Origin of the sequence: Amycolatopsis sp. Poz14 (assembly GCF_006704225.1) — a bacterium.
Classification (GTDB): Bacteria; Actinomycetota; Actinomycetes; order Mycobacteriales; family Pseudonocardiaceae; genus Amycolatopsis; species Amycolatopsis nivea.
Window position 1 is genome coordinate 1,739,930 of the sequence record NZ_JACLHD010000001.1, and the last position, 12,976, is coordinate 1,752,905.

Genomic DNA, 12,976 nt, shown 5'->3' on the forward strand with positions numbered 1-12,976 from the left:
ATACGATGAAGCCTCGCGGCGCAGGGGGAGGAAGCATGACCGAACCGTGGCAGTGGAGCGAGCAAACCTGGCGGGGTCACGTCGAGCGCGTGCGTGCCGGGCGGCCGCTGCGGCCGGACTCTTGGCCGGGCGGGGCGCGGGTGGCCGTGGCGTTGTCGTTCGACTCCGACCACGAGACGATCTCGCTGCGCGACGGCCACGTGCTGCCGGGCAAGCTCTCGCAAGGCGAGTACGGCTCGCGGGTCGGGGTGCCGCGGGTGTTGAAGCTGCTTGAGCGGTTCGGGGTGCCGTCGACGTTCTTCATGCCCGCGGTGTCGGCGTTGCTGCACGACGGCGAGGTGCAGTCCTATGTGGACGCTGGGCACGAGGTCGCGTTGCACGGCTGGATCCACGAAAGCAACGCCCAACTGCCGCCCACCGCTGAACGTGACCTCACCTTCCGGGCCGCCGACACGCTGGAGCGGCTCACCGGCACGCGTCCGGTCGGCATCCGCACGCCGTCGTGGGACTTCTCCGAAAGCTCGCTCGCGATCATCCGCGAACTGGGCCTCGCCTACGACTCCTCGTTGATGGCGGACAACGACTGCTACGAGATCCTCGCCGATGGCGAACCGACCGGCATCGTCGAACTTCCGGTGGAATGGATCCGCGACGACGCGCCGTACTTCACGATGAACCGCTTCGGCTCGCAGCGTCCGTACACCCCGCCGCGGGAAGTGCTGCCGATCTGGCGCGACGAGTTCGACCTCGCCTTGGCCGAGGGCGGCCTCTTCCAGCTCACGATGCACCCGCACATCATCGGACATCGTTCCCGCATCACGATTCTCGCCGAGTTGCTAAAGCACATCGCTTCGCACGACGGGGTTTGGTTCGCTACGCACGCGCAGGTCGTCGACTACGTGTCATCGCCGATGGATGACAGCCACGACAATCCCGATCGCCGCGGCTAACGCTCCGGCCAGGACGAACGTCGTCCCCATCCCGACGGCGTCGATCACCGGTTGCGCGATCAGCGGCGAGGAGAACTGGCCGAGGAACAACGCAGAGGTCAGCAACCCCAGCGCCCTGGTCCGTACCCCAGGGGAGGCGGTGGAGACCAGCCAGCCGTTCACGGTCGGGTTCTGCAGCCCAATGCCAAGTCCGACCACGACCATGCCCAGCGCAGCCGTCCACAATGCACTCGCGGTACCGAGGACGACCAGCCCGACGGCGAACGCGGCGAACATCGCGATGGCCAGCGCGGGGAAGGACCAACGGGCCCGCAGGCGGCGGAAGTTCAGACCCACCAAGGTCATCACCAGATTGACCGCGGCGATCAAGGCTCCCGCGACCGCCGGTCCCGCGCCGCCGACTTCGGCCAGCCAGAACGGTGCCTGTGTCGGAACGGTGTAGAAGACGACGACGCCGATGAAGATCAGCGCGTACAGCCCGAGCAGCCGTGGTTGCCACGGCGACGCGGCCGTGGTGGTGTCCGCCGGATCGGTCGGCTGAACGGGCGCGTCTGGCACGAATCGCAGCACGAGCACCAGTATCGGAATCGCGAGCAGGTAAATGGCGAACGGCCCGCGCCAGTCCAGCGCGGCCAGCAAGCCGCCCAGCAGCAGCGCCACGACGCCGCCGAAACCCATTGCCGCGCCTTGCAATCCGAGCACGCGGCCGTGTTCCTCGGGGTCATGGTGGTCGGCGATCAGCGCGGTGGACGTGGTCATGATCCCGGCGATGCCGATCCCGAGCACGGCCCGTCCGACGAGCAGCGCGGGGAGCGAGTCTAGCAGCAGGCCGGACCCGCCGCCGACGGTGTAGAGGGCGAGGCAGGCGAGCAGCAGCGGCACGCGTCCGGTCCGGCCGCTCAGCTTGGCGAGCAACGGCGCGGAGACCATGATCGCCAGCCCCGGCAACGTCAGCACCAGCCGGACGAGAAGTTCCGCGTGCGGTTCGGCAGCGAAGTGCTGCTGCATGCCTGGCAACGCGGGTGTGATCGTGGCACTGGCCATGATGGTCATGGTGCTGACGCCGAGCAGCGTCGCCAGCAGAGATCTCGGTGGGCGCCGCACTCCGGCGTCAGTCGTTTCGGTCACGACGCCGAAGGTAGAACTTCAACTTAACTTGAAGTCAAGGCCGAGAGCGCGTGCCGGGTATGCCTAGCCCTACCTCCGAGACTACGGGCAAGCTGATCGAAACCGGGCAGCACGCTGGCTAATCTGGATCTCGTGGCTACCGTCTCGACAACCGCGAAACCGCGTACTGTGCTGGATGCCTTGTCGCATCGGACATTCCTGATTTCCTCCTGGCCGTGGCGGGCGCTGCTGTACGGGCTCAGCACCGGCCCGATGACGCTGCTGTTCGGCCTTCCGTTCGGGTTCTGCCTGTTGCCGCTCGCGGTGCTGGTCAGCCGCGTCGTGCACGGGCAGACCTCCGATCTGGGGCTCGTCGCGGCGTTCTCGGTGTTCGGTATGCTGCTGTTCCTGAGCGCGGGCCCGGCGTGGGCAGCGGTGGTTGCCGGGGTCGAACGGCAGCGGTTGCGCATGGTCGACCTCAACCCGGTGACCGTCCCCTTTGGACCGATCAGTGAACCGGGCTGGTGGCCCCGAATGCGGACGCGCTACACCGAACCGGCGGCGTGGCGTGAACTCGGGTACGCGGTGCTGTTGTGCACCGCGATTCCCGCGCTGTACTCGGTGGCTGGCATGGTCGCGTTGTTCGCGGCCGTTCTGGTGGCGAGTCCGCTGCTCGTCAACGAGAACGACACGATTTCCGTTGGCTTCACTGAGGTTTCGACTCCTGGCGGTGCGGTGCCATACGCGTTGGCCGGGGTGGTGTTGCTCGTTCTGTCCGGCTATCTGCTCTCCGGGTTTGCTGGCCTGCACGCGATGCTGGCGCGTTCGCTGCTCACCGACGGGGCCGCCGAGAAGCTCCGCGGCGAGCTGACCGAGGTGTCGCAATCGCGGACCCGGCTGCTGTCGGCATTCGACGCGGAACGCAAGCGCATCGAACGCGATCTGCACGACGGCGCGCAGCAACGGCTGGTCGGGCTGAGTCTGCAGCTCGGGCTCGCGAAGGTCGATCTGCCGCCGGATTCCGCGGCGGCGAAGGCGGTGTCGGACGCGCATGACCAGGCCAAGAAGCTGATGGTCGAGCTGCGCGAGCTGATCAACGGCATCCATCCGCGTGCGCTCGCTGAACTCGGCTTGCCCGCCGCGTTGGAGGAGCTCGCCGACGGATGCGCGGTGCCGGTCACCGTGGACGTGGCGGTGCCGGTGCGGTTGCCGGAGTCGGTGGAGTCCACGGCGTACTTCGTGGTGGCCGAGTCGCTGACCAATGTCGCCAAGCATTCCGCGGCCAGTTGCGCCTCGGTGACCGCCGGAATTGTCGGTCGGGTGCTTACCATTGAGGTATGGGACAACGGAGCGGGCGGTGCTGAGCCGTCGCGCGGCACGGGGATCACCGGGTTGAGCGATCGGGTCGCCGTGCTGGGCGGCCGGATGTGGGTGCGCAGTCCGGTCGGCGGGCCGACCGTCGTGCGAGTGGAGCTGCCGTGCTGAGGGGAGAGTCGATGCGGGTCGTTCTCGCCGAAGACGAGGTGCTGCTGCGCGAGGGATTGTGCGGATTGCTGGAGCGGTTTGGTTTCGAGGTCGTCGCCGCGGTCGGTGATGCCGAGGGGCTGCACGCCGCGGTGCGCGAGCACGGTCCGGACCTGGTGCTCACCGACATCCGGATGCCGCCCGGTCATTCCGACGAGGGCCTGCGCGCCGCGGTCGAGCTGCGACGCACGCGGCCGGAGCTGGCTGTGGTGGTGCTGAGCCAATACGTCGAACACCACCACGCGGCCGAACTGCTCGACTCCGCCGAGGGGCGCGGGGTCGGCTACCTGCTGAAGGACCGGGTGGTCGACGTCGAGGAATTCGTCGCGACGCTGCGCCAGGTCGTCGACGGCGGAACGGCGGTGGATCCGCAGGTGGTGCGCCAGTTGCTGCGCCGCCGGGCCGACCCGCTCGCCCGGCTGTCGGCGCGGGAACGGGAGGTCCTGTCGCTGATCGCCGAGGGGCACTCGAACGCGTCGATCGCCCGGCGGCTGGTGGTGTCCGACGCCGCGGTGGGCAAGCACGTCGGAAGCATCCTGTCGAAACTCGACCTCCCGCCGACGGACGACGGGAACCGTCGAGTGCTGGCAGTGCTGGCCTTTCTTCGCGGGGGCGGCTGAAGCGGTGCGAGCGCAGGTCGCGCTCGCACCGCTGGGCTTTAGGCCGCGTTTACCACCGCGGTGAGGCTGGCCGCGAGCACCGAACGGTCGCGCCCGGCTGTCCATTGTGTACCGCTGTCAGTGCGATATTCCAGCAGAGTCAACGCTTCGCTGTCGTTGCCGGAGCCGATGCTCGTCTGGTGCAAGGCCACGATGTCCACCTTCCGCCCGTGCTCGCCGAGCGCCGCGGTGAGCGCTTCGACCGGCCCGGTTCCGGTGTGCGTGCTGGTGTGCTCGATCCCGTCGACGCGCAGGGTGATGCTGGTGTGCTCGTCGGCTGAGTTTTCGAAGCGGGACAACGTGATCGTCGGGTTCGGCTGCAGGTAGGCGGCTTCGAAGAGCTGCCACAGTTCGGTCGCGGTCACCTCGTGTCCGGAGCCGTCGGTGTGGCCTTGGACGCGGCGCGCGAAGTCGATCTGCAGCCGCCGCGGCAGCGTGATGCCGTACTCGTTTTTCAGCAGATAGGCGATTCCGCCCTTGCCGGACTGCGAGTTCACCCGGATCACGGCGGCGTAGTCGCGGCCGAGGTCGGCGGGGTCGATCGGCAGGTACGGGACGCGCCAGTCCAGATCGTGGGCGGGCACGCCGGTTTCCGCGGCGCGCGCGTGATGTTCGGCGAACCCCTTCTTGATCGCGTCCTGATGGGTGCCGCTGAACGCGGTGTGCACGAGGTCGCCGACGTACGGATGCCGCGCGTGGACCTCGATCCGGTTGCAGTACTCGACGGTGCGGCGGATCTCGTCGATGTCCGAGAAGTCGATCATCGGGTCGACGCCCTGTGCGTGCAGGTTCAGCGCGAGCGTCGCCAAGTCGACGTTCCCGGTGCGCTCGCCGTTGCCGAAAATGCAGCCCTCGACGCGCTCGGCCCCGGCCAGCACGGCGAGTTCGGCGCAGGCGACGCCGGTGCCGCGGTCGTTGTGCGGGTGCACGGAGAGGATTACCGAATCGCGGCGCGCGAGGTTGCGGTGCATGTACTCGATCTGGTCGGCGTACACGTTGGGCGTCGCGATCTCGACGGTCGCCGGCAGGTTGAGGATCACCGGACGGTCCGGGCTTGCCTGCCAGGTTTCGGTGACCGCGTCGCAGACTTCCAGGACGTAGTCGGGTTCGGTGAGGTTGAAGACCTCGGGGGAGAACTCGAAGCGGATGTTCGGCCGGTCGCCGGCCGCGCGCAGAACGTCGTGGGCACCGTCGAGGATCAGTTCTTTCAGCGACGCTCGATCGTGGCCGAGGACCACTGTGCGCCAGGTCGGCGCGGTGGCGGTGTACAGGTGGATCACGACGTCGTTGCGGATGCCGCGGACGGACTCGACCGTGCGCTCGATCAGGTCGCGCCGTGCCGGGGTGAACACGACGATGGTGACGTCTTCCGGAGCCAGGTCGGTGTCCGCGAGCAGCCGGACGAAGTCGTAGTCGGTCTGCGAGGCGGACGGGTAGCCGACCTCAATTTCCTTGTACCCCATGCTGATCATCAGCTCGAAGAACCGGCGTTTGCGCGCCGGGTCCATCGGTTCGGCCAGCGCCTGGTTGCCGTCGCGCAGGTCGACCGGCACCCAGAGCGGGGCTTGGGTGATCCGGTTGCCGGGCCAGGCGCGGCCGGTGTTGGGGACGTCGACGCGCTGGTAGACGTCGCGGTAGCGGTACGACGGCATGCGAGAGGGTCGCTGCCGGTTCCAAACGGTGTTCATCTGCGGTCCTTCAAGTGGTCGGGAGCCGACCGGCGCGCGTGCTTGCCCCACGGCGGGGGGCCGGTCCGGTCAGGCCCCGCCGTGGCGGCGAAGGAGAAGGAAGCGCGTGAACATCGAGGCGGAGCGTAGCACAACTCCTCAGACAAGTAGCGGGGTCGGGGCAACTCGCCGCGGCGGGCGGCGCGAGCGCTTAGGATTGGTCCGTGGAGCTGGAATTCGTGCGGACCTTCGTCGCCGTCGTGGACGGAGGGCAGTTCCAGGAAGCGGCCGCGGAGCTGGGGATCACGCAGCAAGCAGTGTCCAAACGCGTCGGCGCGCTGGAACGCGAACTAGGGGTGCAGTTGTTCACCCGCACCGCGCGCGGGGCTCGGTTGAGCAGCGATGGCGAGGCGTTCCTGCCGCACGCCCGGGTGCTGCTCGACGCCGAGAAAAGCGCGCTCGCCGCGGTGCGCCCGGAGCAGCGGCCGTTGCGAGTGGACGTGCTGAACCGGCGGACCAAGTCGGCGCAGCTGGCACTGAGCTTCCACCGGGCGTTCCCGGAGGTGGAGCTGGAGATCGTGACCACCGGCGCCGAGTTGAGCTTCGACGCCGCCGTCGCCGCGGTCGCGGCCGGTTCGGTCGACGCGGCGTTCCGCGGGGTCCCGAAGCACGACCTGCCGGGCGGCGTGACGAGCGGGGTGGTGGACTACGACGCGCACGAGCTGCTCGTCGGCCCGCGCCATCCGTTCGCCGACCTGCCGTCAGTGCCGATCGCGAAACTCGCCGGCCATCGGATCTGGATGCCGGGGCTGTCGGCGAGCATGGAATGGGGCGCGTACTACGCGGAGCTGGCCGAGGCGTTCGACCTGACCATCGATGTGTCCGGCCCGGTCTTCGGCAACGAAACGATGCTGGACGAACTGGCGACCTCGCCTGACCTGGCGACGTTCGTGGGCGCTGGTTCGCGCTACTTCTGGCCGGACGAGTACGACCTCCGCCGCGTGCTGGTGGTCGACCCGACGCCGGTGTACCCGATGTCGCTGCTGTGGCGGCGCGAGCCCGCGCATCCGGACGTGCGGAAACTGCGCGATCACCTGGTGACCGGGCAGGAACCCGGGGACGGGGTTTGGCTGCCTGGCTGGGAGCAGGCGTAGTCAGAGCGGGTGCTCGTACCAGACGTTCGGCTCGACGTACACGCCCAGATCCTGTTCCGTCGACGCCAGCACCGGGGCGATTCCGCCGGGCACGACGGTGTGTCCGTCTTCGAGCCGGATGCCGGTCCACTGCTCCCACTGCGCGAGCGTGCCGGTGACGGTCATCGCGAACGGCGCGATCTTCCGGAACTTCGCGCCCAGCCGCTCGTGACTGCGCAGCCAGGGATCGGTGCCTCGGCCGAGATAGTCCACAATGGACTCCAAGGGCGGTTTTCCGGTGGGCCGCACCGGCACGACCAGCCGGGAAAGCCCAGCCCGGCGCGCCCGGTTCTGCAACTCCACGAGCGCTTGGGCGGCAATCCCTTGCCCGCGCGCGGATTCCGCGACGTACACCTCCAGCGCGACCAGCGTGGTGGGTGCCCGTCCGTCGAGGTGGTCTTCGGCGGCCCAGACGAGAGCACCGTCCCAGCCGTGGTCGGGCAGTTCAGTTCGCTCTGGGGTGGGGAAGGCGACGGGAATCGCCGCCGCTCGCGCTACCGGTACGTCGTCGTCGAGGAGGACCAGGAAGAACTCCGGGGCGATCCGCCTCGAGCTCGCCAGCCCGGCGGTGAGGCCCTGGCCGAGGAACTCCCCGCCGACGAATCCCAGCTGGAGCGCGGGAACGCGCAGCTCCGGCCGGGCGGCGAGGTCTTCGATGCGGAGCACGACGCCCTCCAGGTCAGCGCACCGGAAGCGCTGACCGCCGCCTTCCCAGCGCCGCCGGGTCGAGATTCGCCCGGGTCCCGGCCCGGTGCCCCTCCCGGTATCCGGACCCCGACAACCGTCGCGGGGCCGCCGAGCGCAGGTCGCCGTACTCGCGGTCGAAGGCCTGCTGCACCAGCGCCGTCCGGTCCCGCACCACCAGTTCCGCCGACTTCCCGCCGGCGACATCGGAGTACGTCCGCGCGGCGTTTTCTTCCGCCGCGGTCAGCCGTTCGTGCACCGCTCGCGCGAAACCGTGCAGCCACGTCCGCCGGTACGCCGCCAGCGATTCGCGGAACACCCGTTCCTCCGGCCGCACCCGCGTGAGCTGCGTGCTCGCCTGCAGCAACAGGCTGGTGAACAGCAGCTCGACCCGCGCGAGGTCGGTGCGGAAGCCGAACACGGTGACCTCTTCGACCCCTTGGCCGACCCGGTGCAGCAAGGTCCGGCAGCGCAACGGGTACGCGATGCTGGTGAGCAGGCTGGCTTTGTCACGGCTGTACGGATTGGAGATCGGCAGCTTCAGCACCGTGATGTCGTCGCCGCTTTGCCCGGACGCGGCGAGCATCGCGTTGTCGATCCCGTGCCGCGCGATCAGCTGCGCCGCTTTGGTGTTGTACAGCTCGGCTTCGGCGGGCGTGACGGCCGGGTCCTCGGCCTTGGCCAGCAGCTTCCGCACGCGCTCCAGCAACGTGTCGTGGTCGGGCATGACCCCCCCTCTCCAGCAGGCGCGGCCCGTGCGGACCGGCATGGGGTGCACGGTAGGCGTGAGGTACGACAATATTCGATCAGATGTTCGGGAGTGACACTGGGCGCCCGGTTCGTCGCAGCCGTGGTCGGCTCGGGTCCGAACGGCCTGGTCGCGGCTGTCAGCCGAGGGTTACTGTCCACATTGGAGGGACGAAAGCCGAGGAGAACGCGTGCTGCGCCGCGAATTCGGCTACCGCCCTGGCCGGACCAAACCGGTTTCGTAGGCGACGACGACCGCCTGCGCTCGGCTGGAGATGCCGAGTTTGGGCATCAGCCGGTTGAGGTGCGTCTTCACCGTCGCCTCGCTGACCAGCAACCGGGCCGCGATCTCCGCGTTCGGCATTCCCGTGCCGACCAGCCGGAGCACCTCGCGTTCGCGTTCGGTCAGCCCGCTCAGTTCCGGCGCGGGCTCCGCGGGCGGCGCGCTCGTGTAAGCCTCGACCAGCCGCCGCGTGATCGTCGGGCCGAACAGCATGTCCCCGCGCGCCACCGCCTGGATGCCGGAGATCAGCGTCTCCGGCGGGCTGTCCTTCAGCAGGAATCCGGCCGCACCGGCCCGCAGCGCGCGGTACACGTATTCGTCGAGGTCGAAGACGGTCAGGATCAGTACGCGCGGGTGGTCCGGCCCGGCGAGGATGCGGGCGGTGGCCGACACGCCGTCGAGACCGGGCAGCCGGATGTCCATCAGGATCACCTCGGGCCGCAGCCGCGCCGCCTCGTGCACGGCCTCGATCCCGTCGCGCGCCTCTCCGACGACCTCGACGCCCGGCGCGGCGTTGAGCAGCGCGACGAGCCCGGCGCGGACGAGGTCCTGGTCGTCCACCACGAGCACACTGGTCACTTCGGTTCTCCGCCGGTCCGGTCCGAGTACGGGAGGGTCAGCACCACCTCGAACCCCGCCGGTTCGCGAGGCCCGATTTCGATCTCGCCACCGTACATACGCGCCCGTTCCCGCATGCCGACGAGGCCGTGACCGGCGGGATTGCCGTCGGTGCGCGGTCCGCCGCCGGAGTCGGCGACGCTCAGCCGCAGTGCGTCGGACAGGTACTCGACGTCCAGCGTCGCGAAGGATTCCGGCGCGTGCTTCAGGACGTTCGTCAGCGCTTCCTGCGCGACCCGGTACGCGCACAGCTGCTGCCCCGACGGCAACGTCCGCGGCGTTCCGGCGACGCGCAGCCGCACGGTCAGCCCGGCCTCGCGGACCCGGCTGACCAGCGAGGGAAGCTCTTCGAGACCCGGCTGTGGACGGTATTCGCCCGGCTCGTGGTGCGGCGGACGCAGCACGCTGAGCAGGCGGCGGAGCTCGTCCAGCGCCTCGGTGGTCGTGCCGGTGATCGTGTCGAGCGCACCGCGTGCGGTGTCCGGCGCGGACTCGAAGACGTACCGCGCGAGGTTGGCCTGCACGGAGATCACCGACAGATGGTGCGAGACCACGTCGTGCAGCTCGCGGGCGATGCGCAGCCGCTCCTCGACGACCGCCAGTTCGGCGCGGTCGGCCCGTTCCGCGGTCGCGTGCAGGGCGAGCCCGCGGAGGTAGACCGAGTGTCCAATAAGGACGGTCGCGGACGCTTGCAGCACCGCGATCACCGTGTCGCCGATCGGATTCGAACTGTCGCCGACGAGCATCGTGACCTCGAACCCGGCCACCGCGAACAGCGACGGCGGCCAGGCTTGCCGGACCGGATAGCGCGCCCACACCGTGTACGCGGCGATCAGCAGGTCAGGACGGCCGAGCGTCGCGCGGTACCCGGCCAGCGCGAACGCGCCGACCAGCAGGGTCACCGCGAGCAGCACGGCGATCGGGTAGCGCCGGCGGACCACCAGCGGCGCCGCGCCCGCCGCGGCGAGCAGCAGCCCGAACAGCCCCGGCCGGTCGCCGAGGGAGCCGTGGTGGACCGCCGCTCCGGCGAAAAGGAATAGTCCGACCGCAGCCGCCAGCAGCGAATCCGTGCACAGCGGCCGCGCCCGCAGGATCCGCATCACGCGCCCGAAACTACCTGCCTGACCGGCGGTTTCCCAATTCCGTACCGCGATCGCGGCAGGCCGCCTACCGCTAGGGTTTACCCGAGGCTGCGGCGAAGGGCGGATTCCGCGGACGCGATCGAGCGGTTACGGTCGTTTTGAATGGTCATCCATTCCCGCTGTTCGGCGGAGAGCCAGGGGTGGGGAGGATTCCGGGCTCTCCGCTGAGCTTCACCCCAGATACGCGTCGAGCGTCACCGCCAACGCCGATTCCGGCGAAGGCGCGAAGCTGGCTCCGGCCAACCCGCCCCACAACCACAGTTGTGCGAGACCGTGCAGCGCTGCCCACAGCGACGCCGCGACCAGCCGAGGATCCGTACCCGGACGCAGTCGATCGTCGTCCGCTTCGGCGCGGTCGAGCCGCACTAGTTCGGCGAAGGTGTCGAAGACGGCGCTGCTGGCCGCGACCAGCCCTGGCTCCTCCGGGTCGATGAGGTCGCGACGGAACATCAGCTCGAACATGGCGGGGTTCGCCACCGCGAAGTCGACGTACGCGTGACAGGCGGCCGTGACGCGTTCGCGCGGGGTGCCGTCGGGCAACTGTGCGCCGCGATGGAGCAGCTGTGTGAAGCCAAGCGTCGCTACCGCGGACAGCAACTCCGCGCGTCCCGAGAAGTGGCGAAGCGGCGCACCGTGCGACACGCCTGCCGCCTTCGCGATACCGCGCAACGTCACGGCCTCGACGCCGGAGCCGACGAGGAGATCCGCTGCGGTGCGGATCAACCGCTGTCGCGCGCTCATACCTGAGCTTCGGAGAAGGCCACCGGCAGCAGCTCCGGACGCTTCGGCACGAAGCCGTCGCCAGGGGACCGGCCGGTGAGCCGGTTGCGCAGCCGCGTGATCCCGACCGGCAGCACCTCCTGCCACAGCCAGCGCAGGTCGGCGATCGCGCTGCCCTGGGCCGGAGCGCCAGGAAGCGGCCGCAGCCAGCTGCCGTCGTGCGTGACGCCGAGCCGGTCGAGCACGTGCCCGGCGACGCGCAGATGCCCGGCCTGCGACAGGTGCAGCCGGTCCGGCCCGAAGTAGCGCGAATCGTGCGCGGCCTGGTCCGGCCACAGGTCGACGAGCTTCGCGCCGTAGCTGACCGAAGCCTCGCGGATGGCGTCGTTGAGCGCGGTGACCCGCTGTCGCATCCGCCCGCCGAGCGGCATGCGATGCGCGATGTCGCTCAAGGTGAAGGTGACGACGGTGGGCGCGATCTGGGTGCACTGCCGGATCGCGGCGTCGACGCGCCGAGCGACCGTGCGAGCGTCCCAGCCGCGGCTCATCACGTCATTGCCGCCGCCGAACAACGCGATCAGATCCGGTTCGTGCCGCTCGGCCGCGGGCAACTGCTCCGCGGCGATCTGGTCCAGCCGCCGCCCGCGAACGGCGAGATTGGCGTAGCGAAACGCGGTTTCGTCGCGCGCGAGCCGCCCGGCGACGTAATCCGCCCAGCCGCGGTACCGGCTGTGATCCGGGTAGGGATCGTCCAGCCCCTCCGCGCAGCTGTCGCCGACGGCGACGAACGTGTGGAAACCCATTCCGCTCTCCGTAACCCCTGGTTCATCTTGTAGACACTGTCTATCAAAGTAGGTAGACGGTGTCTACCTCGGGGGCGCCCGACTTTCGGGTCTACAGCGCGCCGCTGCCGCGCCCTTACCGTGGGTTTGGTCTAGACCTCTCATGAGAGGAACCCGCGATGAAGTTTTCCCGCTCCGCCGTCAAAGTCGGGATACTGACCGCCGTGCTCGGGACGGTTTCGGTGTTCACCGCCGTTCCCGCACTCGCGCACGGTTCGATGGGCAACCCGATCAGCCGGATCATGCAGTGTTTCCAGGAGGGTCCGGAGAATCCGCAGTCCGCCGCGTGCAAGGCCGCCATCGCGGTCGGCGACAGCTGGCCGATCTACGACTGGGACGAGGTCAACATCGGCGACGCCAGCGGCCGCAGCCGCGAGATCATTCCGGACGGCAAGCTGTGCAGTGCCGGCCGGGACAAGTACAAGGGGCTCGACCTCGCCCGCGACGACTGGCCGGCGACCACGCTGCCGAGCAGCGGCCCGTACACCTTCCAGTACCAGCTGACCGCCGCGCACGAGGGCACCTTCGAGCTGTACGTCACCAAGCCGGGCTATGACCCGACGAAACCGCTCAAGTGGTCCGACCTCGAAGACACCCCGTTCTACAAGCAGGACAACCCGCCGATCGCGGGCAACGCCTACCAGCTCCAGGCGAACATCCCCGGCGGGCGCACCGGCCGGCACTTGATTTACTCGATCTGGCAACGCCATTGGCCCGATTCCGGCGAGGCCTTCTACTCCTGCTCGGACGTGATCTTCCGCTGATCGCGGGGCCCGGCAGGGGCAGCGAAGACCTCTGCCGGGCAAGCTGCTCGAGCGTTTTTGTCGGTGTGCCGCGCCA

At 69.2% G+C, this 12,976-nt stretch carries 13 protein-coding genes; 5 read left to right on the plus strand and 8 right to left on the minus strand.

The window, feature by feature from the left end; all coding sequences use genetic code 11:
* Positions 1 to 35 precede the first annotated feature (35 nt).
* Positions 36 to 950 carry a polysaccharide deacetylase gene (locus FKO37_RS08685; RefSeq protein ID WP_238604190.1) on the plus strand — a complete coding sequence of 305 codons (915 nt, stop codon included), beginning with the start codon at positions 36 to 38 and terminating at the stop codon, positions 948 to 950.
* On the opposite strand, the gene FKO37_RS08690 is transcribed toward FKO37_RS08685, so the two are convergent.
* Positions 903 to 2,078 carry an MFS transporter gene (locus FKO37_RS08690; protein ID WP_238604191.1) on the minus strand — a complete coding sequence of 392 codons (1,176 nt, stop codon included), beginning with the start codon at positions 2,076 to 2,078 and terminating at the stop codon, positions 903 to 905. The two genes, FKO37_RS08685 and FKO37_RS08690, sit on opposite strands and share 48 nt — an antisense overlap.
* Positions 2,079 to 2,210: 132 nt before the next feature.
* On the opposite strand from FKO37_RS08690, the gene FKO37_RS08695 reads away from it, so the two are divergent.
* Together FKO37_RS08695 and FKO37_RS08700 are read left to right on the plus strand one after the other, a co-directional pair.
* Positions 2,211 to 3,542, plus strand: a complete 1,332-nt coding sequence (locus FKO37_RS08695; protein ID WP_238604192.1) for a sensor domain-containing protein — start codon at positions 2,211 to 2,213, stop codon at positions 3,540 to 3,542.
* Positions 3,543 to 3,553: 11 nt separating this feature from the next.
* Complete coding sequence (locus tag FKO37_RS08700) at positions 3,554 to 4,201, plus strand: response regulator transcription factor (protein ID WP_037811162.1); 648 nt, start codon at positions 3,554 to 3,556, stop codon at positions 4,199 to 4,201.
* A gap of 38 nt (positions 4,202 to 4,239) precedes the next feature.
* On the opposite strand, the gene FKO37_RS08705 is transcribed toward FKO37_RS08700, so the two are convergent.
* Positions 4,240 to 5,928 (minus strand): 2-isopropylmalate synthase, encoded by a 1,689-nt coding sequence (locus tag FKO37_RS08705; RefSeq protein ID WP_051728833.1) that lies wholly within the window; start codon positions 5,926 to 5,928, stop codon positions 4,240 to 4,242.
* A gap of 203 nt (positions 5,929 to 6,131) precedes the next feature.
* Between FKO37_RS08705 and FKO37_RS08710 the strand changes: the two genes are divergently transcribed.
* Positions 6,132 to 7,061, plus strand: a complete 930-nt coding sequence (locus FKO37_RS08710; protein WP_134729226.1) for a LysR family transcriptional regulator — start codon at positions 6,132 to 6,134, stop codon at positions 7,059 to 7,061.
* Here the strand turns inward: FKO37_RS08710 and FKO37_RS08715 are convergent, their stop codons facing one another.
* From FKO37_RS08715 to FKO37_RS08740, 6 genes are all read right to left on the minus strand, one after another.
* Positions 7,062 to 7,766, minus strand: a complete 705-nt coding sequence (locus FKO37_RS08715) for a GNAT family N-acetyltransferase (protein ID WP_134729224.1) — start codon at positions 7,764 to 7,766, stop codon at positions 7,062 to 7,064.
* Positions 7,767 to 7,779: 13 nt separating this feature from the next.
* Positions 7,780 to 8,511 carry a DUF2786 domain-containing protein gene (locus FKO37_RS08720; protein ID WP_037811165.1) on the minus strand — a complete coding sequence of 244 codons (732 nt, stop codon included), beginning with the start codon at positions 8,509 to 8,511 and terminating at the stop codon, positions 7,780 to 7,782.
* Positions 8,512 to 8,742: 231 nt separating this feature from the next.
* A complete protein-coding gene (locus tag FKO37_RS08725; protein ID WP_134665115.1) occupies positions 8,743 to 9,393 on the minus strand; it encodes a response regulator transcription factor in 651 nt (216 codons plus the stop codon).
* Positions 9,390 to 10,532, minus strand: coding sequence for a sensor histidine kinase (locus tag FKO37_RS08730; protein ID WP_238608237.1), 1,143 nt, complete (start codon positions 10,530 to 10,532; stop codon positions 9,390 to 9,392). Before FKO37_RS08730 ends, FKO37_RS08725 begins: the two co-directional genes overlap by 4 nt.
* A gap of 213 nt (positions 10,533 to 10,745) precedes the next feature.
* Positions 10,746 to 11,315, minus strand: coding sequence for a TetR/AcrR family transcriptional regulator (locus FKO37_RS08735; RefSeq protein WP_009083495.1), 570 nt, complete (start codon positions 11,313 to 11,315; stop codon positions 10,746 to 10,748).
* On the minus strand, positions 11,312 to 12,097 hold the full coding sequence (locus tag FKO37_RS08740) for an SGNH/GDSL hydrolase family protein (RefSeq protein ID WP_037811169.1): 786 nt from the start codon (positions 12,095 to 12,097) through the stop codon (positions 11,312 to 11,314). The genes FKO37_RS08735 and FKO37_RS08740 overlap by 4 nt, the downstream gene beginning before the upstream one ends.
* Before the next feature lie 158 nt (positions 12,098 to 12,255).
* Between FKO37_RS08740 and FKO37_RS08745 the strand changes: the two genes are divergently transcribed.
* On the plus strand, positions 12,256 to 12,900 hold the full coding sequence (locus FKO37_RS08745) for a lytic polysaccharide monooxygenase (protein ID WP_037811170.1): 645 nt from the start codon (positions 12,256 to 12,258) through the stop codon (positions 12,898 to 12,900).
* Positions 12,901 to 12,976: the final 76 nt, after the last annotated feature.

Coding starts and splice junctions, on each gene's coding strand:
- FKO37_RS08685 (WP_238604190.1), top strand. CDS start 36: ATGACCGAACCGTGGCAGTGGAGCGAGCAAACCTGGCGGGGTCACGTC.
- FKO37_RS08705 (WP_051728833.1), bottom strand. CDS start 5,928: ATGAACACCGTTTGGAACCGGCAGCGACCCTCTCGCATGCCGTCGTAC.
- FKO37_RS08740 (WP_037811169.1), bottom strand. CDS start 12,097: ATGGGTTTCCACACGTTCGTCGCCGTCGGCGACAGCTGCGCGGAGGGG.
- FKO37_RS08720 (WP_037811165.1), bottom strand. CDS start 8,511: ATGCCCGACCACGACACGTTGCTGGAGCGCGTGCGGAAGCTGCTGGCC.
- FKO37_RS08735 (WP_009083495.1), bottom strand. CDS start 11,315: ATGAGCGCGCGACAGCGGTTGATCCGCACCGCAGCGGATCTCCTCGTC.
- FKO37_RS08730 (WP_238608237.1), bottom strand. CDS start 10,532: ATGCGGATCCTGCGGGCGCGGCCGCTGTGCACGGATTCGCTGCTGGCG.
- FKO37_RS08745 (WP_037811170.1), top strand. CDS start 12,256: ATGAAGTTTTCCCGCTCCGCCGTCAAAGTCGGGATACTGACCGCCGTG.
- FKO37_RS08700 (WP_037811162.1), top strand. CDS start 3,554: ATGCGGGTCGTTCTCGCCGAAGACGAGGTGCTGCTGCGCGAGGGATTG.